This window comes from Yersinia sp. FDAARGOS_228 (assembly GCF_002073315.2).
GTDB classification, from domain to species: domain Bacteria; phylum Pseudomonadota; class Gammaproteobacteria; order Enterobacterales; family Enterobacteriaceae; genus Yersinia; species Yersinia intermedia.
The window spans coordinates 342863-369611 of record NZ_CP020409.2 but is presented as its reverse complement, the minus strand read 5'-3'; the positions used below and the strand labels follow the sequence as shown (position 1 = coordinate 369611).

The following is a 26749-nucleotide window of genomic DNA, read 5'->3' as shown; positions in this document are numbered from 1 at the left end:
CGCCCTCATTCATGGGGCTTTTAAACGACCTATTCTGGGTCCTAAAGTAGTAGTTGACATTAGCGGAGCACTAACATGATCCAAGAACAGACTATGCTGACCGTGGCCGACAACTCCGGTGCACGTCGCGTAATGTGTATCAAGGTTCTAGGTGGCTCGCACCGTCGCTACGCAGGCATCGGCGACATCATCAAGATCACCATCAAGGAAGCAATTCCTCGTGGCAAGGTGAAGAAAGGCGATGTTCTGAAGGCGGTAGTGGTGCGCACCAAGAAGGGTGTACGTCGCCCGGACGGTTCTGTCATTCGCTTCGATGGTAACGCTTGTGTTATTTTAAATAATAACAGCGAGCAGCCAATCGGCACGCGTATTTTTGGGCCGGTAACTCGTGAACTGCGTAATGAGAAGTTCATGAAAATTATCTCTCTGGCACCAGAAGTACTCTAAGGAGCGAACCATGGCAGCGAAAATCCGTCGTGATGACGAAGTTATCGTGCTAACCGGGAAAGACAAAGGTAAGCGCGGTAAAGTAAAGAATGTCCTGTCTGCTGGTAAGGTCATTGTTGAAGGTATCAACCTGGTTAAAAAACATCAGAAGCCGGTTCCGGCCCTGAACCAACCAGGCGGCATCGTTGAAAAAGAAGCTGCAATTCAAGTTTCCAACCTTGCGCTGTTCAACACGACAACCGGTAAGGCTGACCGTGTAGGCTTTAGATTCGAAGACGGCAAAAAAGTCCGTTTCTTTAAATCTAATAGCGTAACTATCAAGTAATTTGGAGTAATACGATGGCGAAACTGCATGATTACTACAAAGACGAGGTGGTCAAACAACTGATGTCTCAGTTTGGCTACAACTCTGTCATGCAAGTCCCTCGGGTCGAGAAGATCACCCTGAACATGGGTGTTGGTGAAGCGATCGCTGACAAGAAACTGCTGGACAATGCAGCAGCAGACTTGGCAGCAATCTCCGGTCAAAAGCCGTTTATCACCAAAGCACGCAAATCTGTTGCAGGCTTCAAAATCCGTCAGGGCTATCCGATCGGCTGTAAAGTAACCCTGCGTGGCGAACGCATGTGGGAATTCTTTGAGCGTCTGATTACCATTGCTGTACCTCGTATCCGTGACTTCCGTGGCTTGTCCGCTAAGTCATTCGATGGTCGTGGTAACTACAGCATGGGTGTGCGCGAGCAGATCATCTTCCCGGAAATCGACTACGATAAAGTCGATCGTGTACGTGGTTTGGATATTACCATTACCACTACTGCGAAATCCGATGATGAAGGCCGTGCATTGTTGGCTGCTTTTAAATTCCCATTCCGCAAGTAAGGTAGGGTTACTGATGGCTAAGCAATCAATGAAAGCACGCGAAGTTGTTCGCGTGAAACTAGCTAACAAATACCGCGCTCAACGCGAGGAATTAAAAGCTATTATCTCTGGTGTGAACTCATCCGACGAAGATCGTTGGAATGCTGTTCTGAAGCTGCAGTCTCTGCCGCGTGATTCCAGCCCGTCCCGTCAGCGTAACCGCTGCAACCAAACTGGTCGTCCGCATGGTTTCTTGCGGAAGTTCGGGTTGAGCCGTATTAAAGTCCGTGAAACCGCAATGCGCGGTGAAATCCCGGGCCTTAGAAAGGCTAGCTGGTAATTGTCACCAATTGAATCACGGGAGTAAAGACAGATGAGCATGCAAGATCCGATCGCGGATATGCTGACCCGTATCCGTAACGGTCAATCCGCAAACAAAGTCGCGGTCACCATGCCTTCCTCCAAGCTGAAAGTGGCAATTGCCAACGTTCTGAAGGAAGAAGGTTTTATTGAAGATTTTAAAATCGAAGGCGACGCCAAGCCTGTTCTGGAATTAGCACTTAAGTATTTCCAGGGTAAGGCAGTGGTAGAAAGCATTCAACGTATCAGCCGTCCAGGTCTGCGCATCTATAAGAAAAAAGATGAGCTGCCAAAAGTTATGGCCGGTTTAGGTATCGCTGTTGTTTCTACCTCTAAAGGTGTTATGACTGATCGTGCAGCTCGCCAAGCTGGTCTTGGTGGCGAGATTATCTGCTACGTAGCTTAATTCGGGAGGAAAGAATGTCTCGTGTTGCAAAAGCACCCGTCGTCATTCCTGCCGGCGTAGAGGTAAAACTCAACGGTCAGGTTATTTCGATTAAGGGTAAGAACGGCGAGCTGACTCGTACCGTCCATAGCGCTGTTGAAGTTAAGCAAGAAGAAAATACACTGACTTTCGCTCCACGCGAAGGCGCTGTAGACGGTTGGGCCCAAGCGGGTACCACTCGTGCACTGCTTAATGCAATGGTCGTTGGTGTTACCGAAGGCTTCACTAAGAAGCTTCAATTGGTAGGTGTAGGTTACCGTGCCGCAGTTAAAGGCAACGTGGTGAATTTAGCTTTAGGCTTCTCTCATCCAGTTGACCATGAATTGCCGGCTGGCATCACTGCCGAATGCCCGACCCAAACTGAAATCGTGCTGAAAGGCGCTGATAAGCAGGTGATTGGTCAGGTTGCAGCAGATTTACGTGCCTACCGTCGTCCTGAGCCTTATAAAGGCAAGGGTGTCCGTTACGCCGACGAAGTCGTGCGTACCAAAGAGGCTAAGAAGAAGTAAGGTAACACTATGGATAAGAAAGCAGCTCGTATCCGTCGTGCGACCCGCGCACGCCGCAAGCTCAAAGAACTGGGTGCGACTCGCCTGGTGGTACATCGTACCCCACGCCATATTTACGCGCAGGTTATTGCACCAAACGGTTCAGAAATTTTGGTAGCAGCTTCTACTGTAGAAAAAGCTATCAATGAGCAATTGAAGTACGCCGGCAACAAAGATGCCGCCGCAGCTGTAGGTAAAGCTGTTGCAGAGCGCGCATTGGAAAAAGGGATCACGAAAGTATCCTTTGACCGTTCCGGTTTCCAATATCATGGTCGAGTCCAGGCACTGGCAGATGCTGCCCGTGAAGCTGGCCTTCAGTTCTAAGGTAGAGGTGTAAGATGTCACACATCGAAAAACAAGCTGGCGAACTGCAGGAAAAGCTGATCGCGGTAAACCGCGTATCTAAAACCGTAAAAGGTGGCCGTATTTTCAGCTTTACCGCACTGACAGTAGTTGGTGATGGTAACGGTCGCGTTGGTTTTGGCTACGGCAAAGCACGCGAAGTTCCGGCAGCGATCCAGAAAGCGATGGAAAAAGCCCGTCGCGCTATGATTAATGTTGCTTTGGATAACGGTACTCTGCAGCACCCAGTTAAAGGTGCTCACACAGGTTCCCGTGTATTCATGCAACCAGCTTCTGAAGGTACCGGTATTATCGCCGGTGGTGCAATGCGCGCCGTCTTGGAAGTTGCAGGGGTTCATAACGTATTGGCCAAGGCCTATGGTTCTACTAACCCGATCAACGTGGTTCGTGCAACTATTGCAGCTCTGGAAGATATGAAATCCCCAGAAATGGTCGCTGCTAAGCGTGGTAAGTCCGTCGAAGAAATTCTAGGGAAATAACCATGGCAAAGACTATTAAAGTAACTCAAACAAAAAGCAGTATCGGTCGTTTGCCGAAACATAAGGCAACTCTGATCGGTTTAGGTCTGCGTCGTATTGGTCATACTGTAGAGCGTGAGGATACTCCTGCTGTGCGTGGTATGGTCAACTTGGTTTCCTACATGGTTAAAGTTGAGGAGTAACAGATGCGTTTAAATACTCTGTCTCCGGCTGAAGGTGCCAAGCATGCGCCGAAGCGTGTAGGTCGTGGTATCGGTTCTGGCCTGGGTAAAACTGCTGGTCGTGGTCACAAAGGTCAGAACTCACGTTCTGGTGGTGGCGTACGTCGTGGTTTTGAAGGTGGTCAGATGCCTTTATATCGTCGTTTGCCGAAATTCGGCTTCACCTCTCGCAAAGCTATGATCACGGCAGAAGTTCGTCTGTCTGAACTGGCTTTAGTGGAAGGCGACGTAATCGACCTGAACACGCTGAAAGCCGCTAACGTTGTTGGTACCCAGATTGAGTTCGCGAAAGTTATGCTTTCAGGCGAAATCACTCGTGCGGTAACTCTTCGTGGTCTGCGTGTCACCAAAGGCGCTCGTGCTGCTATCGAAGCTGCTGGCGGTAAAATTGAGGAATAAGTAGCAGATGGCTAAGCAACCAGGATTAGATTTTCAAAGTGCTAAAGGCGGATTAGGCGAACTGAAGCGCAGACTTTTGTTTGTTATCGGTGCGCTTATTGTTTTCCGTATCGGCTCTTTTATTCCGATTCCTGGTATCGATGCCACTGTGCTTGCTAAATTGCTCGAGCAGCAGAGAGGGACCATCATTGAAATGTTTAACATGTTCTCTGGTGGTGCTCTCAGTCGTGCTTCTATCTTTGCCTTGGGTATCATGCCGTATATTTCGGCATCGATTATTATCCAACTGTTAACGGTGGTTCATCCAGCGTTAGCAGAGATAAAGAAAGAAGGGGAGGCTGGCCGTCGTAAGATTAGCCAGTACACCCGCTATGGCACGTTGGTATTGGCTATATTCCAATCGATCGGTATTGCTACCGGTCTGCCGAATATGCCTGGGATGCAAGGTCTGGTAATCAATCCAGGCTTTGCTTTCTATTTTACCGCTGTTGTTAGCTTGGTCACTGGGACTATGTTCCTAATGTGGCTCGGCGAACAGATTACTGAGCGTGGTATCGGTAACGGTATTTCAATCATAATCTTTGCTGGTATTGTTGCTGGTCTTCCACCTGCAATAGCCCATACCATCGAGCAAGCTCGGCAAGGCGACCTGCACTTCCTCCTGTTGCTGTTGGTTGCAGTATTAGTGTTTGCAGTAACCTTCTTCGTTGTTTTCATTGAACGTGGTCAGCGGCGTATCGTCGTTAACTATGCCAAACGTCAACAAGGTCGTCGTGTTTATGCAGCACAGAGCACACACTTACCGTTGAAAGTGAATATGGCAGGGGTTATCCCAGCAATCTTCGCTTCCAGCATAATTCTGTTCCCTGCCACGATTGCATCATGGTTTGGGGGCGGGACAGGTTGGAACTGGCTGACGACTATTTCGATGTATTTGCAGCCGGGACAGCCGCTTTATGTGTTACTCTATGCGTCTGCAATCATCTTCTTCTGTTTCTTCTACACGGCGTTAGTGTTCAACCCGCGTGAAACAGCAGATAACCTGAAGAAGTCCGGTGCATTCGTGCCAGGAATTCGTCCGGGAGAGCAAACGGCGAAGTACATCGATAAAGTAATGACGCGTCTAACCTTAATTGGTGCGATGTATATTACTTTCATCTGCCTGATCCCGGAGTTCATGCGTGACGCGATGAAAGTACCATTTTACTTTGGTGGTACCTCCCTACTTATCGTAGTGGTGGTCATCATGGACTTTATGGCTCAAGTGCAAACTCTGATGATGTCTAGTCAATATGAGTCTGCATTGAAGAAAGCAAACCTGAAAGGCTATAACCGCTAATTCAGGGATGTTTGAGAAGTTACGGAGAGTAAAAATGAAAGTTCGTGCTTCCGTCAAGAAATTATGTCGTAACTGCAAAATTGTTAAGCGTAACGGTGTCGTTCGCGTAATCTGCAGTGCCGAACCAAAGCATAAACAGCGTCAAGGCTGATTTATCTTGCATATTTTTCTTGCAAAGTTGGGTTGAGCTGGCTAGATTAGCCAGCCAATCTTTTGTATGTGACTGCAATACTATTTGAGTATCCTGAAAACGGGCTTTTCAGAATGGTATTGCTGTATAAAATAGTAGGAGTGCATAGTGGCCCGTATAGCAGGCATTAACATTCCTGATCAGAAACATACCGTTATCGCGTTAACTGCGATCTACGGCATCGGTAAGACCCGTTCACAGGCTATCTGTGTTGCAGCGGGTATTGCTGAAAATGTTAAGATCAGTGAGCTGTCTGAAGAGCAAATCGAGAAGCTGCGTGACGAAGTTGCCAAGTACGTTGTAGAAGGTGATCTGCGTCGTGAGGTGACCCTGAGCATCAAGCGTCTGATGGACCTTGGGACTTATCGTGGTTTGCGTCATCGTCGTGGTCTACCAGTTCGCGGTCAGCGTACTAAGACCAACGCACGTACCCGTAAGGGTCCGCGTAAACCGATCAAGAAATAATCGGGGTGATTGAATAATGGCAAAGGCACCTATTCGTGCACGCAAGCGTGTAAGAAAGACAGTCTCTGACGGTGTGGCTCATATCCATGCTTCTTTCAACAACACCATCGTTACTATTACAGATCGTCAAGGTAACGCATTGGGTTGGGCAACAGCAGGTGGTTCCGGTTTCCGTGGATCTCGTAAGTCTACTCCGTTTGCAGCGCAAGTTGCAGCAGAGCGCTGCGCTGACGCAGTGAAAGAATACGGTATCAAGAATCTGGAAGTTATGGTTAAAGGACCTGGTCCGGGCCGTGAGTCTACTATCCGTGCGTTAAACGCGGCTGGTTTCCGCATCACTAATATTACTGATGTGACTCCGATCCCTCATAACGGTTGTCGTCCGCCGAAAAAGCGCCGCGTATAACGCTGCTTTTAGGTTTGTTGGAGAGAGAAAATGGCAAGATATTTGGGTCCTAAGCTCAAGCTGAGCCGTCGTGAGGGCACAGACCTGTTCCTTAAGTCTGGCGTTCGCGCGATTGACACCAAGTGTAAGATTGAACAACCACCTGGCCAGCACGGTGCGCGTAAACCGCGTCTGTCTGACTACGGTGTGCAGTTACGTGAGAAACAAAAAGTTCGCCGTATCTATGGTGTTCTAGAACGTCAATTCCGTAACTACTATAAAGAAGCAGCACGTCTGAAAGGCAACACAGGTGCAAACCTGTTACAACTGCTGGAAGGCCGTCTGGATAACGTAGTTTACCGTATGGGCTTTGGCGCAACTCGTGCTGAATCACGTCAGCTGGTTAGTCATAAAGCTATCATGGTAAATGGTCGCGTTGTTAACATCGCTTCTTATCAGGTATCTCCGAATGACGTAGTCAGCATCCGTGAGAAAGCTAAAAAGCAGTCTCGTGTTAAGGCAGCTTTGGAGCTGGCTGAGCAGCGTGAAAAGCCGACTTGGCTGGAAGTTGATGCTGTCAAGATGGAAGGTGTGTTCAAACGTATTCCTGAACGTACTGATCTGTCTGCGGACATTAACGAACACCTGATCGTCGAGCTTTACTCCAAGTAAAGCTTAGTACCAAAGAGAGGACACAATGCAGGGTTCTGTGACAGAGTTTCTAAAACCGCGCCTGGTAGATATCGAGCAAGTCAGTTCGACGCACGCCAAGGTGACCCTTGAGCCGTTAGAGCGTGGCTTTGGCCATACTCTCGGCAACGCACTGCGCCGTATTCTGCTTTCATCTATGCCGGGTTGCGCGGTGACCGAGGTTGAGATTGATGGTGTACTGCATGAGTACAGCACCAAAGAAGGCGTACAGGAAGATATCCTGGAGATCCTGCTCAACCTGAAAGGGCTGGCGGTGAGAGTTCAGGGTAAAGATGAAGTTATTCTTACCCTGAATAAGTCTGGCATTGGCCCTGTGACTGCAGCCGATATCACCCATGACGGGGATGTCGAAATCGTCAAGCCGCAGCACGTTATCTGCCACCTGACCGATGAGAACGCATCTATTAGTATGCGTATCAAAGTTCAACGTGGTCGTGGTTATGTGCCGGCTTCTGCCCGAATTCATTCGGAAGAAGATGAGCGCCCGATTGGTCGTCTGTTAGTAGACGCATGCTATAGCCCTGTAGAGCGTATTGCCTACAATGTTGAAGCAGCGCGTGTAGAACAGCGTACCGACCTGGACAAGTTGGTTATCGAGATGGAAACCAATGGTACGATCGATCCTGAAGAGGCGATCCGCCGTGCGGCAACTATCTTGGCTGAACAGCTTGAAGCTTTCGTTGACCTACGTGATGTACGTCAGCCGGAAGTTAAAGAAGAGAAGCCAGAGTTCGATCCGATCCTGCTGCGCCCTGTTGACGATCTGGAATTGACTGTCCGCTCTGCTAACTGCCTCAAGGCAGAAGCTATCCACTACATCGGTGATCTGGTACAGCGTACCGAGGTTGAGTTGCTGAAAACGCCGAACCTGGGTAAAAAATCTCTTACTGAGATTAAAGACGTGCTTGCTTCACGTGGTCTTTCTTTAGGCATGCGCCTAGAAAATTGGCCGCCAGCTAGCATTGCTGACGAGTAACCGGATCACAGGTTAAGGTTTTACTGAGAAGGATAAGGTCATGCGCCATCGTAAGAGTGGTCGTCAACTGAACCGTAACAGCAGCCATCGCCAGGCTATGTTCCGTAACATGGCCGGCTCTTTGGTTCGTCATGAGATAATCAAGACGACCCTGCCGAAAGCGAAAGAGCTGCGTCGCGTTGTTGAGCCGCTGATTACTCTTGCCAAGACCGACAGCGTAGCTAATCGTCGTCTGGCATTCGCCCGTACTCGTGATAACGAGATCGTGGCAAAACTGTTTAACGAGCTAGGCCCGCGTTTCGCGAGCCGCGCCGGTGGTTACACTCGCATTCTGAAGTGTGGCTTCCGTGCAGGCGACAACGCACCGATGGCTTACATCGAGTTAGTTGATCGTGCTGCTTCGCAAGCAGAAGTAGTTGCTGCAGAGTAATCTGTAAACGCGTAAAAAAACCGGGCTTGCCCGGTTTTTTTACATCTATAATTCAGTGAGATAGATTAACTCGTCCCATATATTGCCAATCCCCTCTTATTATTTAGCCACCGATCCTTTACCCTTAACTATTCTTCGATTTTATAAAATCTGATCTCTGGATCGTGATATGGAATTAATTGATCAATGGGCGGAACGGTACATTATTGATGCTCAGCAAAAGGGTGAGCTCGATAATTTGCCTGGGAGCGGTAAACCATTACAGTTAGATGATGACTCCTTTGTTCCTCCTGAGTTGAGAGCTGGATACAGATTACTGAGAAATGCAGGGTACCTCCCCGTTGAATTGCAGGATCGCCAAGAAGCACTTACTATCGTCGAATTATTGTCACAACTAGAAGCACAATATACACCGCACGATAACTACCAAAATTTACGTAAGCGCTTGGCATTATTGGAACTTAGATTGAGGCAAGCGGGGCTTAGCACCGACTTTCTTCATCAAGAGTACCAACATAAAGTGGTCGATAAGCTGTCAAAAGAGGAGTAACTAAATGTTAAAAATTGGGCAGCTAGCTAAACTTGCCGATGTTACACCAGATACTATTCGCTACTATGAGAAACAAGGAATGATGGATCATGGGAAACGGACAGAGGGCGGTTACCGACTCTATAGTGAGCAAGATTTGCAACGTTTACGATTTATCCGCTACGCGAAGCAACTTGGGTTTACATTAGAAACTATCGCAGAATTACTGTCGATTCGCGTCGATCCCGAACATCATACCTGCAAGGAATCAAAAGCAATTGTAGATTCTCGATTACATGATGTTGAAAGTAAGATAACTGAGCTAAAAAGAATGCGCGAATCACTAAAACGCCTTAGTCGTGCGTGCTGCGGCAGTACTCATGCGACGACATATTGTTCTATTTTAGAGGCCCTGGAACAGGGAGCGACAGAAGAACGGGCCAAAGGCTAAATTTTCAGAGGGGTAGTTTTATTCAGTATACATTAGCTGTATTATGTGTGGGATTTTTAACCAATAACTTATCAGTGAGGCTCTATCATGACGGTATATCGTCATACCAAGGGGAAAATTAAAGATAATGCGGTGGAAGCATTACTCCATGACCCCCTTTTCAGGCAACGTATTGAGAAAAATAGTAAAGGGAAAGGAAGTTATCGGCGTAAAGAAAAATACGCCAAAGGCGGTAACTGGGAGGCCAGTGGTAAGCAATCAATAGATTCTTTACCACTGGCCTTCTGATTTTAAAACAACGTAAGGGCCACCAAATTTCTGATGGCCATTACATTTATTGAAGCTGAATTTACTTTGATTGCTGCGCTTTCAGTAAATCACGAATCTCTGCTAACAGCTTTTCTTCTGTTGTTGGTGCTGGGGGCGCTGCTGGCTCTTCCGCCTTTTCACGGCGCATTTTATTCATTAATTTCACTGCGGAAAATATTGCCAGCGCTACAATAACAAAATCGAAAATGCTTTGAATAAATGTACCATAGTTCATTACTACAGCAGGTATAGTCCCTTCAGCAGCACGTAATATGAAATGGAATTGCTTGAAATCGACCCCTCCGAGCAATAAACCGAGTGGTGGCATGATGATGTCGGCGACAAGTGAAGAAACAATTCGGCCAAATGCGGCACCAATAATTACCCCGACAGCCAAATCGACCACATTGCCACGCATGGCAAATTCACGAAATTCCTTCATAAAACTCATAAATGGCACCTCCTTTAAAAATGAATGACTTAATCTTAGCTAAATAAAACTCGGCAGTACCATAATTATAGAAAAATTCCCCACTATCTATCGAAATAGTTTTAACTTATAAATGGGTTCAAATTAGTTAATTATTACAGGAAGAACGGGCTTGGTTGGAACAACCGCTCTACATCGGGCACGAATTTTTTGTGAGTAATAAACATCACTACGTGGTCACCCTGTTTAATGATTGAGTTACCATTGGCAATAATAACCTCGTCTCCACGCACTATTGCCCCAATGGTTGTACCTGGTGGTAACTTTATATCTTCAACCATTCGGCCAACAACTTTCGATGTGGTTTCATCACCGTGGGCAATTGCTTCGATTGCCTCAGCAACACCGCGTCTTAACGAAGAAACACTGACAATATCTGCTTTACGTACATGACCTAAAAGAGCCGAAATGGTGGCCTGTTGTGGTGAAATGACAATATCAATCACACTTCCCTGAACCAGATCGACATAGGCGCTACGTTGAATTAATACCATTGCTTTTTTCGCGCCCATCCGTTTTGCCAGCATAGCGGACATAATATTGGCTTCGTCGTCATTGGTAATGGCAATAAAGACATCAACCTGTTCAATGTGCTCTTCAGCTAACAGTTCCTGATCTGATGCATCGCCATAAAATACAATAGTATCGTGCAACATCTCGGCTAATTCGGCAGCTCGCTGCGGGTTACGCTCAATTAATTTTACACTGTAATCTTTCTCTAATCGTAGAGCTAACCCGGCACCGACATTACCACCACCAACAATCATAATGCGTTTGTAGGGTTTCTCAAGACGTTGCAACTCACTCATTACTGCACGAATATGCTGTGAGGCCGCAACAAAGAAGACTTCATCACCCGCTTCAATGATTGTTGAACCTTGTGGACGAATTGGCCGATCTTGACGAAAGATGGCTGCAACTCGAGTATCAATATGTGGCATATGCTCACGCAGGGATGATAATGCATTCCCCACCAACGGGCCGCCATAATAAGCTTTTACCGCAGCAATACTGACTTTACCTTCAGCAAAATTAACTACCTGTAATGCACCCGGATATTCGATTAGCTTATAGATATAATCGATAACAAGCTGTTCCGGTGATATCAAATGGTCAATAGGCACCGCTTCTGGCAGAAAAAGCTTATCAGCTTCACGAATATATTCAGCTGAACGAATACGGGCGATGCGATTTGGTGTATTAAATAATGAATACGCAATTTGGCAGGCAACCATGTTGGTTTCATCAGAATTGGTCACGGCAACCAGCATATCAGCATCCTCTGCCCCCGCTTCCCGCAACACTCTCGGATGCGATCCATGCCCTTGTACCACACGCAGATCAAATTTATCCTGCAACTGGCGTAGGCGGCCAGAGTCAACATCCACGATTGTGATGTCGTTGTTCTCACCTACCAGATTTTCTGCCAGGGTTCCGCCAACTTGCCCCGCCCCAAGAATAATTATTTTCATAGCGTTCTCTGTTCCACACTGAAATTAGGTTTTGAGGCATAGCCAAAGCCACGATTATCTTTTGAACAACTTCGCATAAAAGAAACCATCGCCATCCTCGGGGTGTGGCAAGTTTTGTTTACCGGGCGCGGTGTTAGTCCCAGTTTCAACTAATTCTGCGTCACTATGTCGTTGTAGGAAAGCAGCTATCTGCTGCTGATTTTCTTCTGGTAATATCGAACAGGTAGCATAAACCATTACGCCGCCTTTCTTCAGTCTAGGCCAGATAGCTTCAATGATCTCAGATTGTAATGCTGCCAGGTCTGCAATATCACTGTCGCGGCGCAACCATTTGATATCGGGGTGGCGGCGAATCACACCAGTTGCAGAGCAGGGAGCATCTAGCAGAATGCGATCAAATTGCTGATCACCACACCATGTTTCAGGGGTACGACCGTCGCCGACTCGCACTACAGCATGTAATTTCAGGCGTTGTAAATTCTCATTGACCCGACTCAGCCGTTGTTCATCAATATCAACAGCCAATACATGTGCTTTTGGAGCCGCTTCGAGGATGTGGGTTGTTTTACCACCCGGAGCGGCACATAAATCAAGGATCTGTTCACCATTTTGCGGATCAAGCAGATCAACACAGCCTTGGGCTGAGGCATCTTGTACTGTTACCCAGCCTAGTTCGAAACCAGGCAGATCACTAACGGCACAAGGGGCAATAAGCCTTACTGCATCGGGATAATAGGCATGAGGTTCGGCATCTATTCCTGCTTCTTTTAACAGGTCGAGATATTCACCACGGGTATGATGGAGACGACTAACCCGCAGCCACATTGGTGGTTTTTGGTTATTCGCGTCCACAATTTGCTGCCATTGGTCTGGATAGGCCTGCTTAATACGCGCTAATAACCAACTAGGATGCAGGTAGCGACTATCGCTATTTGCCGCGCGCTCCAGTAATTCCACTTGCTGGCGCTGGAATTGGCGTAGTACCCCATTGATCAACCCTTTTAGCTGCGGGCGTTTTAGTGCAGTAGCACCTTCAACCGTTTCGGCCAAAGCAGCATGTGGAGGAATACGGGTATAAACCAACTGATACAGTCCGATCATAATCAGATAGTGAAAAATACGCTGTTTACCGGTCATCGGGCGCGCCATCAACTGCTGGATGCACCACTCGAGTTGTGGCAGAACACGCAAAGTGCCAAAACACAACTCCTGCAGCAATGCGCGATCTTTATCGGAAATATTTTTCTGTAGCCCAGGCAAAACAGTACTGAGCGATTGCCCCTGATCCAATACCTGGCTAATTGCTTTAGCAGCGATGCTGCGGAGATTATATGTGTTTTTCATAACCAAAAAAGCCGACAAACGTCAGCAAATAAAGGGAAAGTGGCCCGATGATGAAGTATCGAGCAATGAAACTTATACCCGTCATCTTTCAAGTTGCAGATGTTTGGCTGTTCTTGTTACTTGGCTCATACATGTGCTTCGCCTCTGGGGCGGCTGCTTGAAATCCATAGGGTATATAGTTGAAACAAATCTATTATGCTAGTTGGCTACCAGGTGTAAACCATTCGCGGCGTGAATTTAATAAATCGGCCGCTGACATGGCTTTTTTCCCTGCGGGTTGTAATTGCGTTATATTTAAAACGCCATCCGCCGTTGCCACTTGAATCCCATGTTTATCAGCATGGATAATAGTCCCTGGCTTGATATCCTCAACCGCAGCAAACACTTGTGCTTGCCAGACTTTTATCGGCTGTTCATCAACGACAAAATAGCTGACTGGCCAAGGATTAAAAGCACGGATACAGCGTTCTAACTGAACTGCAGAAAGTGACCAATCTAGTTTGGCCTCCTCTTTACTGAGCTTTTCTGCATAAGTAACCTGCGCTTCATTTTGTACTTCTGGCTGTGTACTGCCTTCGGCTAATTGTTGTAATGTTACTAATAAGCCCTGAGGCCCCAATTGCGCCAACTTATCGTACAGTGTCGCACTGGTATCTTCCGGTTGAATATCACATTCAATTTTATGCAGCATATCGCCGGTATCTAACCCGACATCCATCTGCATGATAGTCACTCCGGTTTTTGCATCACCAGCCCAAACAGCACGTTGGATTGGTGCAGCACCACGCCAGCGAGGTAGTAGGGAACCGTGTACATTAATGCAGCCTAACCGTGGCATAGCCAATACTGAAGCGGGCAGAATCAAACCATAGGCCACTACCACCATAATGTCGGCGTTAAGATCAGCCACTAAATGTTGGTTTTCCTCAGGCTTAAGTGATTTTGGCTGAAGAACAGGTATTCCGTGTTGCTCAGCCAAGATTTTTACGGGGCTTGGTGTGAGTTTATTACCTCGGCCAGCAGGGCGGTCCGGTTGAGTGAAAACACCAACAATCTGATGTTGGGAAGACAACAACGCGCCAAGATGGCGCGCTGCAAAATCAGGAGTTCCGGCAAAAATAATCCGCAAAGAATCAGACACGTTGGTTTCCTGCATTAGATGGGGTTAGTCGGCTCGGGCATTTAACTTGGCCATTTTCTCCAACTTTTGGCGGATACGCTGGCGTTTTAGCGGTGATAAATAGTCCACAAACAGTTTGCCAACCAAATGGTCCATTTCGTGCTGAATACAGATTGCTAATAAATCATCCGCTTCCAGTTCGAACGGTTTACCGTCACGGTCCAGTGCTCTGACTTTTACTTTTTCAGCGCGAGGGACTAATGCCCGTTGCTCAGGAATTGATAAGCAACCTTCTTCGATGCCGGTTTCACCGCTTTTCTCCAACAGTTCTGGGTTAATCAACACCAGGCGTTGGTCACGATTTTCCGAAACATCAATCACGATAATTTGTTTATGAACATCCACTTGGGTTGCGGCAAGACCAATGCCTTCCTCTGCGTACATCGTCTCGAACATGTCGTCCACAATACGCTGGATTTCGCCATTGACTTCTTTTACCGGCGCAGCAATTTTGCGCAGCCGCTCATCTGGGTAATGTAATACTTGTAATACTGACATAAATATCTAGATCTGCGTCCGAGTAGTGAATGATATTCAATCTCTATTCTAGACATTTCCTGCTCTGATTGACAGCATCGTCTACCAATTGAACAAATCGGTGTCAGCATAGAAAGTAAGCCAGGGAGGCAATATGTTAGCGGCTGAATTATGGCTCAGGATGAGTAAGGTTAAGGGGCTTGGAGTAGCGAAAGGTAGTGCACTGGTCAGGCGGTTACTTGCCCGTGGTGATATTCACCCTGGTAGATTAGCTGCTTATGGATTGGACGCTCAGCAATGCCAGCAATTCTATCAGGCAGATCCCCACTATATTGAGGCCACACTAACCTGGTTGAACCAACCCTCTCACCACTTATTGGCCTATGGTGAAGCTGGCTATCCACCCCGTTTAGCCCATATCTCTGCCGCTCCTCTGATACTGTTTGTTTCTGGCGAGTTGGATGTTGTGTATTGCCCCCAAGTTGCCATGGTCGGTAGCCGCCATTTCAGCCATTATGGTGAGCAATGGGGCCGCTATTTTGCTTCAGAGCTGGCTCGAACGGGATTGGTTATCACCAGTGGCCTGGCCATTGGGATCGATGGGATTTGCCATCAAGCGGCGTTGAATGCGAAAGGAAAGACCGTTGCGGTATTAGGTAGCGGGTTGGAGAATATATATCCACGCCGGCATCGTCATTTGGCCAAAGAAATTGAGTACCAAGGCGGGGCACTGGTTTCCGAGTTTTTAACGACAGCATTGCCGATTGCCGCCCATTTCCCCAGAAGGAACCGTATTATCAGTGGGCTAAGCTCTGCGGTATTGGTCGTTGAAGCGACGTTGAGAAGTGGCTCTTTGATTACTGCCCGCTATGCTATAGAACAAGGGAGAGATGTTTTTGCTTTACCGGGGCCATTAGGCAGTGCAACCAGTGAAGGTGTGCACTGGCTGATTCAACAAGGTGCGTATCTGGTAAGGTCAGCACAAGAGGTAGCTACACAAGTGGGTGGTTCACTTCAATGGATATCATTGCCCGAGAAAGTAACTATTTCTGCATCAGGGGCGCAAGTTGAATTGCCATTTGCTGATGTGTTGGCTAACGTAGGGGATGAGGTGACACCCGTTGATGTCGTCGCCGAACGCGCCGGCCAACCTGTGCCAGATATCGTGAGCAAATTGCTCGAGCTGGAGTTAGCAGGGTGGATCGCAGCTGTACCCGGCGGCTATGTCCGATTAAGGAGGGCAGGCCATGTTCGACGTTTTAATTTACTTATTTGAAACTTATATGCATAACGAGTCGGAAATGCTTGTTGATCAAGACAAGATTACTGACGATCTTGCTGACGCAGGTTTCTATCGTGAGGATATCAACAACGCCCTGAACTGGTTAGAGGCTCTTGCAGACCTACAAGAAGGGCAGAAAGCACCTTATCTCTATGCCGCTGACCCACAAGCATTACGGATTTATACGGCGGAAGAAGCCCAACGCCTGGATACCACTTGTCGCGGCTTCATCCTATTTCTTGAGCAAATTCAGGTATTACACCTTGATACCCGTGAGATGGTCATCGACCGTATTATGGCGTTAGATTCTAATGAGATTGATCTGGAGGATCTCAAGTGGGTTGTGCTGATGGTGTTGTTTAACATACCAGGTTACGAAAGTGCCTATCAGCAGATGGAAGAGTTACTTTTTGAAGTCAATGAAGGCTATTTGCACTAAGTGGTAGTATCGCTGGCTAATAACCTTATATAGAAGGCGTTATGACGAAAACAGTTATTGCCAAGGATAATGGGGCGTGCCCTGAATGCGGGTCAGCTTTAGTTATTCGTAGTGGTGGTCATGGCCCATTCCTTGGTTGTTCACATTATCCTGGTTGCCAATACATGCGCCCACTGAAAGCGCAATCTGATGGTCATATTGTGAAAGTTCTTGAAGGGCAGCATTGTCCTGACTGCAGTTCGGAAATGGTGTTACGGCAAGGGCGTTTTGGTATGTTTATTGGTTGTAGCCAATATCCACAATGTGCTCATACTGAAGTTATTGATAAGCCTGATGAGACATCGATTGATTGTCCACAATGTGGCCAAGGCAAATTGCTACAGCGTAAGTCCCGGTTTGGAAAGGTTTTCCACGCCTGCAATCGTTATCCCGATTGCCAGTTTACAATTAATCAGCAACCCATTGCCGGAGAGTGCGCGTATTGCCACTATCCATTGTTAATGGAAAAGAGAACCGCACAAGGCGTAAAACGTTTTTGCGCTAGCAAATTGTGTGCAAAGGCAGTGGTCAGTGAGTAATAACAGCGTGAATAAACAAGAGAATAGTGGGGCTCTGTCAGATGTGTTACGGGCACTGCAACAAGAAGAAGTCGTCGCTTATCCAACGGAAGCTGTTTTTGGTTTAGGTTGTGACCCTGATAGTGAAAAAGCAGTAAATGCTTTATTAGCTTTAAAACAGCGCCCATGGCAAAAAGGTCTGATCTTAATCGCCGCGAACTATGAGCAGTTGAAGCCGTATGTTGATGACTCAACGCTGAGTATGGCGCAACGGGAAATGCTCTTTTCCTGTTGGCCAGGGCCGGTCACGTGGGTCATTCCTGCTTGTGCTAATACGCCACGTTGGTTAACGGGTACTTTTGGCTCATTGGCTGTAAGGGTGAGTGACCATCCACTGGTACAGCAGCTTTGTTCGCAATATGGCAAGCCACTGGTTTCAACCAGTGCTAACTTAAGCGGTCACGAGCCATGCCGTACAGAAGCTGAAGTGAGAATGCAATTTGGCCCTTCTCTCCCTGTGCTCTCCGGTGAGGTTGGTGGCCGTTTGAATCCATCTGAAATAAGAGATGCATTAACCGGTAAACAATTTCGCCAAGGATAGAAGGATAGAAAGTAGCATGGATCAGAATTTCGCAGTGTTTGGTAACCCCATTGGGCACAGTAAGTCGCCAAGAATTCATGCGCTTTTTGCCGAGCAGACAGGTATAGAGCATCGATACGGTATGGTGCTGGCCGCTCATGGTGCTTTTGAGGAAACGTTAGCGTCGTTTTTTGCAGATGGTGCATTGGGCGCGAATATTACCACGCCCTTTAAAGAGCGCGCTTATGCCAAATGTGATGAACTAACCGATCGTGCATCGCTGGCAGGGGCTGTGAATACTATCAAACAATTAGAAGATGGCCGCTTGTTAGGTGACAATACTGATGGTATTGGTTTGCTCAGTGATCTTGAGCGCCAGGGTTTGATCCGAGTTTCTGATCGGATCTTGCTAGTGGGTGCGGGTGGCGCGGCTCGCGGTGTGATTTTGCCGTTACTCTCTTATGGTTGCACGGTGGTCATCACTAACCGAACTTACAGCCGTGCTCAGCAGCTGGCCGAAGTATTTCATCATTTGGGTGATATCGAAGCTGCTGAAATGCAGGCACTTAGTGGGCAGCAGTTTGATTTGATCATAAATGCGACCGCTTCTGGAATTCATGGCGAAGTGCCAAACTTACCTAAAGAGATTATTAGCGCAAAAACACGTTGCTATGACATGTTTTATCAAGCAGGCGATACGCCATTTTTAGCTTGGGCTAAGCAGTTGGGTGTGGTGGGTTACGCTGATGGCTTAGGGATGCTGGTGGGGCAAGCAGCACACGCTTTCAAACTTTGGCATGGTGTAATGCCGCAGATAGCACCGGTGTTAAATACGTTGCGTGATGAATTGAGTAAATAGACGATCTTGCATAATGCAGGGAAGGCAATGATTGACCCCCTGCATCTTATGCTGTGACTTATTTAGTTTCTGCCAGATAGTCATCTTTCCAGCGGACGTAGTTGCTCGCGGAGTAAAGTAAGCCTTCTAATTCTGCTGGCGTTAAAGGGCGAATTTGCTTGGCTGGGCTTCCCATATAGAGGTAACCACTAACTAATCGTTTCCCTGGGGAAACCAGACTCCCTGCGCCAATCATCACATCATCTTCGATAACTGCACCATCTAATAAAATAGAACCCATCCCCACCAGTACCCGATTGCCAATAGTGCAACCGTGGAGCATCGCTTTATGACCGACGGTAACGTCTTCGCCAATAACCAGTGGGTTCCCTGCAGGATTATGCTCGGAATGATGGGTTACGTGTAACACACTGCCATCTTGGATATTTGAACGAGCGCCAATAACTACCTGATTAACATCACCACGAATAGCAACCAACGGCCAGACACTGACATCATCACCCAAAATGACATTACCGATGATCACACTCGATCCATCGATCATTACGCGTTTACCAAGAGTAGGTGAATAATGAAGATAAGGGCGGATAGGGTCGGACATAACAATAGCCTCTTAATAAGATCACACTTTACCGGCAATACTAGCCTTTGCTGATGGAATTACAACCAATCGACCATTGGGATCATAGGGAAAATGCAATGGATCGACCAAGATCTGCACGTAAGGAGTGAAAAGTATTCAAACAGTAGAAAAAGGCGAAAAAAGAGTTGTGCAAAAAATTCGACTCCCTATAATGCGCATCCATCGAGACGGCACACAACGAATCAAGTAGTTAAGTGACCGGCAGAGAGAACAGAGAAATTCAACGAAATTAGTAGTTGACTCTGAATGAGGAAGGCGTAATATGCGCACCTCGCGTTACCAACCACCGGTTGCTAACGCACTGCTCTTTAACAATTTATCAGACAATCTGTGTGGGCACTCGCAAGACGATATCGAAGCCTGTTTCGGCAGGCAGAAGAAATATCAAAGTCTTGAAGAGTGACCAAAGCAGTACACATTTGAACTTCGGTTCGAATGCTTATTTGCAGAAAGTAATCTTTGAGCATCGCTATGTTAACTCATAGCAAATCAAACAAATCTTAAATTGAAGAGTTTGATCATGGCTCAGATTGAACGCTGGCGGCAGGCCTAACACATGCAAGTCGAGCGGCAGCGGGAAGTAGTTTACTACTTTGCCGGCGAGCGGCGGACGGGTGAGTAATGTCTGGGAAACTGCCTGATGGAGGGGGATAACTACTGGAAACGGTAGCTAATACCGCATGACCTCGTAAGAGCAAAGTGGGGGACCTTCGGGCCTCACGCCATCGGATGTGCCCAGATGGGATTAGCTAGTAGGTGGGGTAATGGCTCACCTAGGCGACGATCCCTAGCTGGTCTGAGAGGATGACCAGCCACACTGGAACTGAGACACGGTCCAGACTCCTACGGGAGGCAGCAGTGGGGAATATTGCACAATGGGCGCAAGCCTGATGCAGCCATGCCGCGTGTGTGAAGAAGGCCTTCGGGTTGTAAAGCACTTTCAGCGAGGAGGAAGGCAGTCGTGTTAATAGCACGGTTGATTGACGTTACTCGCAGAAGAAGCACCGGCTAACTCCGTGCCAGCAGCCGCGGTAATACGGAGGGTGCAAGCGTTAATCGGAATTACTGGGCGTAAAGCGCACGCAGGCGGTTTGTTAAGTCAGATGTGAAATCCCCGCGCTTAACGTGGGAACTGCATTTGAAACTGGCAAGCTAGAGTCTTGTAGAGGGGGGTAGAATTCCAGGTGTAGCGGTGAAATGCGTAGAGATCTGGAGGAATACCGGTGGCGAAGGCGGCCCCCTGGACAAAGACTGACGCTCAGGTGCGAAAGCGTGGGGAGCAAACAGGATTAGATACCCTGGTAGTCCACGCTGTAAACGATGTCGACTTGGAGGTTGTGCCCTTGAGGCGTGGCTTCCGGAGCTAACGCGTTAAGTCGACCGCCTGGGGAGTACGGCCGCAAGGTTAAAACTCAAATGAATTGACGGGGGCCCGCACAAGCGGTGGAGCATGTGGTTTAATTCGATGCAACGCGAAGAACCTTACCTACTCTTGACATCCACGGAATTTAGCAGAGATGCTTTAGTGCCTTCGGGAACCGTGAGACAGGTGCTGCATGGCTGTCGTCAGCTCGTGTTGTGAAATGTTGGGTTAAGTCCCGCAACGAGCGCAACCCTTATCCTTTGTTGCCAGCACGTAATGGTGGGAACTCAAGGGAGACTGCCGGTGACAAACCGGAGGAAGGTGGGGATGACGTCAAGTCATCATGGCCCTTACGAGTAGGGCTACACACGTGCTACAATGGCAGATACAAAGTGAAGCGAACTCGCGAGAGCAAGCGGACCACATAAAGTCTGTCGTAGTCCGGATTGGAGTCTGCAACTCGACTCCATGAAGTCGGAATCGCTAGTAATCGTAGATCAGAATGCTACGGTGAATACGTTCCCGGGCCTTGTACACACCGCCCGTCACACCATGGGAGTGGGTTGCAAAAGAAGTAGGTAGCTTAACCTTCGGGAGGGCGCTTACCACTTTGTGATTCATGACTGGGGTGAAGTCGTAACAAGGTAACCGTAGGGGAACCTGCGGTTGGATCACCTCCTTACCTAACGATACGCATTGCGCAGTGTCCACACAGATTGTCTGATAGAAAGTAACGAGCAAATAAGGCCGGGCTGAGAGATTAGTCGGGCTTTAGTACCTTGTTGGGTCTGTAGCTCAGGTGGTTAGAGCGCACCCCTGATAAGGGTGAGGTCGGTGGTTCAAGTCCACTCAGACCCACCAACTCATCCTCATACTGCGTTACAGACACATTCGTTTATACCCATAAACGTCGCGTGACTGCGCCTTGTCTGAGAATGAGTTATGCCGATAAGGTATTTTGCTTTTTATATGGGGCTATAGCTCAGCTGGGAGAGCGCCTGCCTTGCACGCAGGAGGTCAGCGGTTCGATCCCGCTTAGCTCCACCATATAAAAAAACTATTTCAAAACGTACTGCGGCCGCAAGGCACAGTGTGTTGTGAAATATTGCTCTTTAACAATCTGGAACAAGCTGAAAATTGAAACAATACAGCTGAAACTTATCTCTCCGTAGAATGACTGAGATAAGGATTAACCTGTATTAGAGTCTCTCAAATAATCGCAATGCCAATGTGTTAATCATTGTTGCAGTGTGAGCGAGAAGACACTCAGCCAGGCGTACAGCGCACAGCAACCGGAGTGAACTCAACGTTCATGAGGATTGCGCGCACTGCACAACGCAGCAGAGTGTGTTCACAGCCACACCAATAACGAAAAAACATCTTTGGGTTGTGAGGTTAAGCGACTAAGCGTACACGGTGGATGCCTAGGCAGTCAGAGGCGATGAAGGGCGTGCTAATCTGCGAAAAGCGTCGGTAAGCTGATATGAAGCGTTACAACCGACGATACCCGAATGGGGAAACCCAGTGCAATTCGTTGCACTATTGCATGGTGAATACATAGCCATGCAAGGCGAACCGGGGGAACTGAAACATCTAAGTACCCCGAGGAAAAGAAATCAACCGAGATTCCCCCAGTAGCGGCGAGCGAACGGGGAAGAGCCCAGAGTCTGAATCAGTTTGTGTGCTAGTGGAAGCGTCTGGAAAGTCGCACGGTACAGGGTGATAGTCCCGTACACAAAAGCACACTTGCTGTGAACTCGATGAGTAGGGCGGGACACGTGACATCCTGTCTGAATATGGGGGACCATCCTCCAAGGCTAAATACTCCTGACTGACCGATAGTGAACCAGTACCGTGAGGGAAAGGCGAAAAGAACCCCGGCGAGGGGAGTGAAATAGAACCTGAAACCGTGTACGTACAAGCAGTGGGAGCACCTTCGTGGTGTGACTGCGTACCTTTTGTATAATGGGTCAGCGACTTATATTTTGTAGCAAGGTTAACCGAATAGGGGAGCCGTAGGGAAACCGAGTCTTAACTGGGCGTCTAGTTGCAAGGTATAGACCCGAAACCCGGTGATCTAGCCATGGGCAGGTTGAAGGTTGGGTAACACTAACTGGAGGACCGAACCGACTAATGTTGAAAAATTAGCGGATGACTTGTGGCTGGGGGTGAAAGGCCAATCAAACCGGGAGATAGCTGGTTCTCCCCGAAAGCTATTTAGGTAGCGCCTCGTGAACTCATCTTCGGGGGTAGAGCACTGTTTCGGCTAGGGGGCCACCCCGGCTTACCAAACCGATGCAAACTCCGAATACCGAAGAATGTTATCACGGGAGACACACGGCGGGTGCTAACGTCCGTCGTGAAGAGGGAAACAACCCAGACCGCCAGCTAAGGTCCCAAAGTCATGGTTAAGTGGGAAACGATGTGGGAAGGCATAGACAGCCAGGATGTTGGCTTAGAAGCAGCCATCATTTAAAGAAAGCGTAATAGCTCACTGGTCGAGTCGGCCTGCGCGGAAGATGTAACGGGGCTAAACCATGCACCGAAGCTGCGGCAGCGACGCTTAGGCGTTGTTGGGTAGGGGAGCGTTCTGTAAGCCGTTGAAGGTGACTTGTGAGGGTTGCTGGAGGTATCAGAAGTGCGAATGCTGACATAAGTAACGATAATGCGGGTGAAAAGCCCGCACGCCGGAAGACCAAGGGTTCCTGTCCAACGTTAATCGGGGCAGGGTGAGTCGACCCCTAAGGCGAGGCTGAAAAGCGTAGTCGATGGGAAACAGGTTAATATTCCTGTACTTGGTGTTACTGCGAAGGGGGGACGGAGAAGGCTAGGCTAGCCGGGCGACGGTTGTCCCGGTTTAAGCATGTAGGCGGAGTGACTTGGTAAATCCGGTTGCTTATCAACGCTGAGGTGTGATGACGAGCCACTACGGTGGTGAAGTAGTTGATGCCAAGCTTCCAGGAAAAGCCTCTAAGCATCAGGTAACATTAAATCGTACCCCAAACCGACACAGGTGGTCAGGTAGAGAATACTCAGGCGCTTGAGAGAACTCGGGTGAAGGAACTAGGCAAAATGGTGCCGTAACTTCGGGAGAAGGCACGCTGGCATTAGGTAAAGAGACTTGCTCTCGGCGCCGAAGCCAGTCGCAGATACCAGCTGGCTGCAACTGTTTAATAAAAACACAGCACTGTGCAAACACGAAAGTGGACGTATACGGTGTGACGCCTGCCCGGTGCTGGAAGGTTAATTGATGGGGTCAGCCGCAAGGCGAAGCTCTTGATCGAAGCCCCAGTAAACGGCGGCCGTAACTATAACGGTCCTAAGGTAGCGAAATTCCTTGTCGGGTAAGTTCCGACCTGCACGAATGGCGTAATGATGGCCAGGCTGTCTCCACCCGAGACTCAGTGAAATTGAACTCGCTGTGAAGATGCAGTGTACCCGCGGCAAGACGGAAAGACCCCGTGAACCTTTACTATAGCTTGACACTGAACATTGAGCCTTGATGTGTAGGATAGGTGGGAGGCATTGAAGTGTGGACGCCAGTCTGCATGGAGCCAACCTTGAAATACCACCCTTTAATGTTTGATGTTCTAACTCGGCCCCGTAATCCGGGGTGAGGACAGTGTCTGGTGGGTAGTTTGACTGGGGCGGTCTCCTCCCAAAGAGTAACGGAGGAGCACGAAGGTTAGCTAATCACGGTCGGACATCGTGAGGTTAGTGCAAAGGCATAAGCTAGCTTGACTGCGAGAGTGACGGCTCGAGCAGGTACGAAAGTAGGTCTTAGTGATCCGGTGGTTCTGAATGGAAGGGCCATCGCTCAACGGATAAAAGGTACTCCGGGGATAACAGGCTGATACCGCCCAAGAGTTCATATCGACGGCGGTGTTTGGCACCTCGATGTCGGCTCATCACATCCTGGGGCTGAAGTAGGTCCCAAGGGTATGGCTGTTCGCCATTTAAAGTGGTACGCGAGCTGGGTTTAGAACGTCGTGAGACAGTTCGGTCCCTATCTGCCGTGGGCGTTGGAAGATTGAGAGGGGCTGCTCCTAGTACGAGAGGACCGGAGTGGACGAATCACTGGTGTTCGGGTTGTCATGCCAATGGCATTGCCCGGTAGCTAAATTCGGAAGAGATAACCGCTGAAAGCATCTAAGCGGGAAACTTGCCTCGAGATGAGTCTTCCCTGGGGCTTTAAGCCCCCTGAAGGAACGTTAAAGACTATGACGTTGATAGGCTGGGTGTGTAAGTGCAGCGATGTATTGAGCTAACCAGTACTAATGATCCGTGAGGCTTAACCTTACAACACCAAAGGTGTTTTGTGTTTGAGAGATATTGATATTTTCAGCGACGTTCCGAGATTGGGCTGGCTGGCTGTATGGAGACATATAGCGGGTTAGTTTAGACAGAATTTGCCTGGCGGCCTTAGCGCGGTGGTCCCACCTGATCCCATGCCGAACTCAGAAGTGAAACGCCGTAGCGCCGATGGTAGTGTGGGGTCTCCCCATGCGAGAGTAGGACACTGCCAGGCATCAAATTTAGTTGTGCTGATATGGCTCAGTTGGTAGAGCGCACCCTTGGTAAGGGTGAGGTCCCCAGTTCGACTCTGGGTATCAGCACCAGTAACATGGGTTAAAGTTCGGTAGTAGTAGAAAAGAATTTACCTGGCGGCAATAGCGCGGTGGTCCCACCTGACCCCATGCCGAACTCAGAAGTGAAACGCCGTAGCGCCGATGGTAGTGTGGGGTCTCCCCATGCGAGAGTAGGACACTGCCAGGTATCAAATCAAGTAAAGACCCCATGCCAAAAGCGTGGGGTTTTTGCTTTTGTGCTATCCGAGAACAGATTTTAGTGACAAGTATGTTGCATGCTGAAAATGTGGCTAAATCGCATATAGCCCTCAAAAATAACGTCATAGAAAATGATAACCCTCTACATTTGTAGAGGGTTTTTGCATTTTGGCAGTATCGAAAATATATGCCGACTGTTCACTGCACCAAGTGCTATTGAGATGGTGGTAATGAAACATTTTCAGGTTGTGGCAGATCACTCGACTTTTTACTGAAAACCCGCTATCTTCAGGCATCTAGAAGTCTAAACGTATAAATGGATATATTGAGGATATAGGCATGCCAATTAGGGTTCCTGATGAATTACCCGCAGTGAATTTCTTACGCAATGAGAATGTCTTTGTGATGACCTCATCGCGGGCGAAAACTCAGGAAATTCGTCCCCTGAAGGTGTTGGTTCTGAATCTAATGCCTAAGAAAATTGAGACGGAGAATCAATTCCTACGTTTACTCTCTAACTCACCCTTACAGATTGATATCCAATTGCTGCGAATTGATAGCCGTGAGTCAAAAAATACGCCAGCAGAGCATCTGAACAACTTCTATTGTGATTTTGAAGATATTCAAGACCAGAATTTTGATGGGTTGATCGTGACTGGCGCTCCCCTCGGTTTAGTTGATTTTTGTGATGTTGCATATTGGCCACAGATCGAGCGTATTATTGCTTGGGCAAAGAACCACGTAACCTCAACCTTGTTCGTATGCTGGGCGGTACAGGCGGCATTAAATATCCTGTATGGCATTCCTAAGATGACTCGTGAGGTCAAACTTTCTGGTATTTACCAGCATCAAACTCGAGAGCCACTGGCGCTGCTCACTCGAGGGTTTGATGAAACATTCCTGGCACCTCATTCTCGCTATGCTGATTTCCCGCTTGAGGTGCTTAAGCAATATACAGATTTGGATATATTAGTCTCATCAGAAGAGGCTGGAGCCTATTTGTTTGCCAGTAAAGACAAGCGAGTGGCTTTTGTTACCGGCCATCCTGAATACGATGTCGATACGCTAGCAGGTGAATACCAGCGTGATGTGGCTGCTGGCCTTAACCCACAAGTTCCAATTAATTACTTCCCGGATGACAATGCCTCTTTACCACCCAAAGCATCGTGGCGCAGTCATGGTCATCTGCTGTTTGCTAACTGGCTGAACTACTATGTGTACCAAATTACACCATTTGATTTACGTCATATGAATCCGACGCTCGACTGAATTTTTATCACCTCAAATGTTAATAAAGGCGGCTGAATCGAAGCCGCCGGTCTGTTCCTACCCTCCTAAGTGCTGATTATCACCTCTCTAACTGGTTTGATC

33 protein-coding genes, 3 tRNA genes and 4 rRNA genes are annotated in these 26749 nt (G+C 48.1%); 34 read left to right on the top strand and 6 right to left on the bottom strand.

Annotated features, from left to right (window positions below; genetic code table 11):
* Positions 1 to 75: 75 nt before the first annotated feature.
* The 20 genes from rplN to A6J67_RS01640 all read left to right on the top strand — a co-directional run bounded on the left by rplN (position 76) and on the right by A6J67_RS01640 (position 9884).
* Complete coding sequence (rplN, locus tag A6J67_RS01735; RefSeq protein WP_032906604.1) at positions 76 to 447, top strand: 50S ribosomal protein L14; 372 nt, start codon at positions 76 to 78, stop codon at positions 445 to 447.
* 10 nt (positions 448 to 457) lie between these two features.
* Positions 458 to 772, top strand: a complete 315-nt coding sequence (gene rplX, locus A6J67_RS01730; RefSeq protein WP_005186249.1) for a 50S ribosomal protein L24 — start codon at positions 458 to 460, stop codon at positions 770 to 772.
* 14 nt (positions 773 to 786) lie between these two features.
* Entirely contained in the window at positions 787 to 1326 is a 540-nt protein-coding gene (gene rplE, locus A6J67_RS01725) for a 50S ribosomal protein L5 (protein ID WP_004391419.1), read from the top strand.
* A 13-nt stretch (positions 1327 to 1339) separates the two neighbouring features.
* The gene (rpsN, locus tag A6J67_RS01720) at positions 1340 to 1645 is read left to right on the top strand and encodes a 30S ribosomal protein S14 (protein WP_032906605.1); all 306 of its coding nucleotides are present in this window, start codon (positions 1340 to 1342) and stop codon (positions 1643 to 1645) included.
* Between the two features lie 33 nt (positions 1646 to 1678).
* Positions 1679 to 2071: a 30S ribosomal protein S8 gene (gene rpsH, locus A6J67_RS01715; protein ID WP_005186256.1), complete on the top strand. Its 393-nt coding sequence runs from the start codon at positions 1679 to 1681 to the stop codon at positions 2069 to 2071.
* 14 nt (positions 2072 to 2085) lie between these two features.
* Positions 2086 to 2619: a 50S ribosomal protein L6 gene (rplF, locus tag A6J67_RS01710; protein ID WP_004391415.1), complete on the top strand. Its 534-nt coding sequence runs from the start codon at positions 2086 to 2088 to the stop codon at positions 2617 to 2619.
* Between the two features lie 9 nt (positions 2620 to 2628).
* The gene (gene rplR / locus A6J67_RS01705) at positions 2629 to 2982 is read left to right on the top strand and encodes a 50S ribosomal protein L18 (RefSeq protein ID WP_004391413.1); all 354 of its coding nucleotides are present in this window, start codon (positions 2629 to 2631) and stop codon (positions 2980 to 2982) included.
* Positions 2983 to 2996: 14 nt separating this feature from the next.
* Entirely contained in the window at positions 2997 to 3500 is a 504-nt protein-coding gene (gene rpsE, locus A6J67_RS01700; RefSeq protein ID WP_004391412.1) for a 30S ribosomal protein S5, read from the top strand.
* A 2-nt stretch (positions 3501 to 3502) separates the two neighbouring features.
* Positions 3503 to 3682 (top strand): 50S ribosomal protein L30, encoded by a 180-nt coding sequence (gene rpmD / locus A6J67_RS01695; RefSeq protein ID WP_002213339.1) that lies wholly within the window; start codon positions 3503 to 3505, stop codon positions 3680 to 3682.
* Positions 3683 to 3685: 3 nt separating this feature from the next.
* Positions 3686 to 4120 carry a 50S ribosomal protein L15 gene (rplO, locus tag A6J67_RS01690; RefSeq protein WP_004391411.1) on the top strand — a complete coding sequence of 145 codons (435 nt, stop codon included), beginning with the start codon at positions 3686 to 3688 and terminating at the stop codon, positions 4118 to 4120.
* A 7-nt stretch (positions 4121 to 4127) separates the two neighbouring features.
* On the top strand, positions 4128 to 5459 hold the full coding sequence (gene secY / locus A6J67_RS01685; RefSeq protein WP_002213344.1) for a preprotein translocase subunit SecY: 1332 nt from the start codon (positions 4128 to 4130) through the stop codon (positions 5457 to 5459).
* A gap of 34 nt (positions 5460 to 5493) precedes the next feature.
* Positions 5494 to 5610: a 50S ribosomal protein L36 gene (rpmJ, locus tag A6J67_RS01680; protein ID WP_002227352.1), complete on the top strand. Its 117-nt coding sequence runs from the start codon at positions 5494 to 5496 to the stop codon at positions 5608 to 5610.
* Between the two features lie 147 nt (positions 5611 to 5757).
* Positions 5758 to 6114, top strand: coding sequence for a 30S ribosomal protein S13 (gene rpsM, locus A6J67_RS01675; RefSeq protein ID WP_004702348.1), 357 nt, complete (start codon positions 5758 to 5760; stop codon positions 6112 to 6114).
* Between the two features lie 16 nt (positions 6115 to 6130).
* Complete coding sequence (gene rpsK, locus A6J67_RS01670) at positions 6131 to 6520, top strand: 30S ribosomal protein S11 (RefSeq protein ID WP_004709234.1); 390 nt, start codon at positions 6131 to 6133, stop codon at positions 6518 to 6520.
* 30 nt (positions 6521 to 6550) lie between these two features.
* Positions 6551 to 7171 (top strand): 30S ribosomal protein S4, encoded by a 621-nt coding sequence (rpsD, locus tag A6J67_RS01665; RefSeq protein ID WP_002218949.1) that lies wholly within the window; start codon positions 6551 to 6553, stop codon positions 7169 to 7171.
* A 25-nt stretch (positions 7172 to 7196) separates the two neighbouring features.
* A complete protein-coding gene (locus A6J67_RS01660; protein WP_002438685.1) occupies positions 7197 to 8186 on the top strand; it encodes a DNA-directed RNA polymerase subunit alpha in 990 nt (329 codons plus the stop codon).
* 40 nt (positions 8187 to 8226) lie between these two features.
* Entirely contained in the window at positions 8227 to 8616 is a 390-nt protein-coding gene (rplQ, locus tag A6J67_RS01655; protein ID WP_004391407.1) for a 50S ribosomal protein L17, read from the top strand.
* A 169-nt stretch (positions 8617 to 8785) separates the two neighbouring features.
* On the top strand, positions 8786 to 9166 hold the full coding sequence (locus tag A6J67_RS01650; protein ID WP_050088663.1) for a DnaJ family domain-containing protein: 381 nt from the start codon (positions 8786 to 8788) through the stop codon (positions 9164 to 9166).
* 4 nt (positions 9167 to 9170) lie between these two features.
* On the top strand, positions 9171 to 9596 hold the full coding sequence (gene zntR, locus A6J67_RS01645) for a Zn(2+)-responsive transcriptional regulator (protein ID WP_005186259.1): 426 nt from the start codon (positions 9171 to 9173) through the stop codon (positions 9594 to 9596).
* Between the two features lie 87 nt (positions 9597 to 9683).
* The gene (locus A6J67_RS01640; protein ID WP_005186260.1) at positions 9684 to 9884 is read left to right on the top strand and encodes an alternative ribosome-rescue factor A; all 201 of its coding nucleotides are present in this window, start codon (positions 9684 to 9686) and stop codon (positions 9882 to 9884) included.
* A gap of 61 nt (positions 9885 to 9945) precedes the next feature.
* On the opposite strand, the gene mscL is transcribed toward A6J67_RS01640, so the two are convergent.
* The 5 genes from mscL to def all read right to left on the bottom strand — a co-directional run bounded on the left by mscL (position 9946) and on the right by def (position 14889).
* Entirely contained in the window at positions 9946 to 10356 is a 411-nt protein-coding gene (mscL, locus tag A6J67_RS01635) for a large-conductance mechanosensitive channel protein MscL (RefSeq protein ID WP_032906607.1), read from the bottom strand.
* A 134-nt stretch (positions 10357 to 10490) separates the two neighbouring features.
* Positions 10491 to 11867 (bottom strand): Trk system potassium transporter TrkA, encoded by a 1377-nt coding sequence (gene trkA, locus A6J67_RS01630; protein WP_005186262.1) that lies wholly within the window; start codon positions 11865 to 11867, stop codon positions 10491 to 10493.
* A gap of 54 nt (positions 11868 to 11921) precedes the next feature.
* A complete protein-coding gene (gene rsmB / locus A6J67_RS01625) occupies positions 11922 to 13211 on the bottom strand; it encodes a 16S rRNA (cytosine(967)-C(5))-methyltransferase RsmB (RefSeq protein ID WP_042568737.1) in 1290 nt (429 codons plus the stop codon).
* Between the two features lie 193 nt (positions 13212 to 13404).
* Complete coding sequence (gene fmt / locus A6J67_RS01620; RefSeq protein WP_032906608.1) at positions 13405 to 14352, bottom strand: methionyl-tRNA formyltransferase; 948 nt, start codon at positions 14350 to 14352, stop codon at positions 13405 to 13407.
* 24 nt (positions 14353 to 14376) lie between these two features.
* Complete coding sequence (def, locus tag A6J67_RS01615) at positions 14377 to 14889, bottom strand: peptide deformylase (RefSeq protein ID WP_005186275.1); 513 nt, start codon at positions 14887 to 14889, stop codon at positions 14377 to 14379.
* Between the two features lie 133 nt (positions 14890 to 15022).
* Here def and dprA point away from each other — a divergent pair, with 133 nt between their 5' ends.
* From dprA to aroE, 5 genes are read left to right on the top strand one after another with little or no spacing between them, the layout of a single operon-like run.
* The gene (gene dprA / locus A6J67_RS01610) at positions 15023 to 16144 is read left to right on the top strand and encodes a DNA-protecting protein DprA (protein ID WP_005186282.1); all 1122 of its coding nucleotides are present in this window, start codon (positions 15023 to 15025) and stop codon (positions 16142 to 16144) included.
* Positions 16116 to 16589 carry a DUF494 family protein gene (locus tag A6J67_RS01605; RefSeq protein ID WP_032906609.1) on the top strand — a complete coding sequence of 158 codons (474 nt, stop codon included), beginning with the start codon at positions 16116 to 16118 and terminating at the stop codon, positions 16587 to 16589. The genes dprA and A6J67_RS01605 overlap by 29 nt, the downstream gene beginning before the upstream one ends.
* 41 nt (positions 16590 to 16630) lie before the next feature.
* The gene (locus A6J67_RS01600; protein ID WP_005186287.1) at positions 16631 to 17167 is read left to right on the top strand and encodes a type I DNA topoisomerase; all 537 of its coding nucleotides are present in this window, start codon (positions 16631 to 16633) and stop codon (positions 17165 to 17167) included.
* A 7-nt stretch (positions 17168 to 17174) separates the two neighbouring features.
* Entirely contained in the window at positions 17175 to 17747 is a 573-nt protein-coding gene (gene tsaC / locus A6J67_RS01595) for an L-threonylcarbamoyladenylate synthase type 1 TsaC (protein WP_042570053.1), read from the top strand.
* Positions 17748 to 17763: 16 nt separating this feature from the next.
* The gene (gene aroE / locus A6J67_RS01590; RefSeq protein WP_032906611.1) at positions 17764 to 18585 is read left to right on the top strand and encodes a shikimate dehydrogenase; all 822 of its coding nucleotides are present in this window, start codon (positions 17764 to 17766) and stop codon (positions 18583 to 18585) included.
* 58 nt (positions 18586 to 18643) lie between these two features.
* Here aroE and A6J67_RS01585 read toward each other — a convergent pair whose 3' ends face one another.
* Positions 18644 to 19186 carry a gamma carbonic anhydrase family protein gene (locus A6J67_RS01585; protein WP_050088665.1) on the bottom strand — a complete coding sequence of 181 codons (543 nt, stop codon included), beginning with the start codon at positions 19184 to 19186 and terminating at the stop codon, positions 18644 to 18646.
* A gap of 304 nt (positions 19187 to 19490) precedes the next feature.
* Here A6J67_RS01585 and A6J67_RS23390 point away from each other — a divergent pair, with 304 nt between their 5' ends.
* The 9 genes from A6J67_RS23390 (at position 19491) to metA (ending at position 26647) form a co-directional block, all read left to right on the top strand.
* Positions 19491 to 19631, top strand: a complete 141-nt coding sequence (locus tag A6J67_RS23390; RefSeq protein WP_162484277.1) for a hypothetical protein — start codon at positions 19491 to 19493, stop codon at positions 19629 to 19631.
* Positions 19632 to 19730: 99 nt separating this feature from the next.
* Positions 19731 to 21273, top strand: a 16S ribosomal RNA gene (locus tag A6J67_RS01575).
* 102 nt (positions 21274 to 21375) lie between these two features.
* Positions 21376 to 21452, top strand: a tRNA-Ile gene (locus A6J67_RS01570).
* Between the two features lie 110 nt (positions 21453 to 21562).
* Positions 21563 to 21638, top strand: a tRNA-Ala gene (locus tag A6J67_RS01565).
* Between the two features lie 346 nt (positions 21639 to 21984).
* Positions 21985 to 24890, top strand: a 23S ribosomal RNA gene (locus A6J67_RS01560).
* A 113-nt stretch (positions 24891 to 25003) separates the two neighbouring features.
* Positions 25004 to 25119: ribosomal RNA gene (gene rrf / locus A6J67_RS01555) — 5S ribosomal RNA — on the top strand.
* A gap of 15 nt (positions 25120 to 25134) precedes the next feature.
* Positions 25135 to 25210, top strand: a tRNA-Thr gene (locus A6J67_RS01550).
* 41 nt (positions 25211 to 25251) lie between these two features.
* Positions 25252 to 25367: ribosomal RNA gene (rrf, locus tag A6J67_RS01545) — 5S ribosomal RNA — on the top strand.
* Together the 16S, 23S and 5S rRNA genes with 3 tRNA genes alongside form the textbook arrangement of a ribosomal RNA operon.
* Positions 25368 to 25717: 350 nt before the next feature.
* Entirely contained in the window at positions 25718 to 26647 is a 930-nt protein-coding gene (gene metA / locus A6J67_RS01540; RefSeq protein ID WP_005191534.1) for a homoserine O-acetyltransferase MetA, read from the top strand.
* Positions 26648 to 26749: the final 102 nt, after the last annotated feature.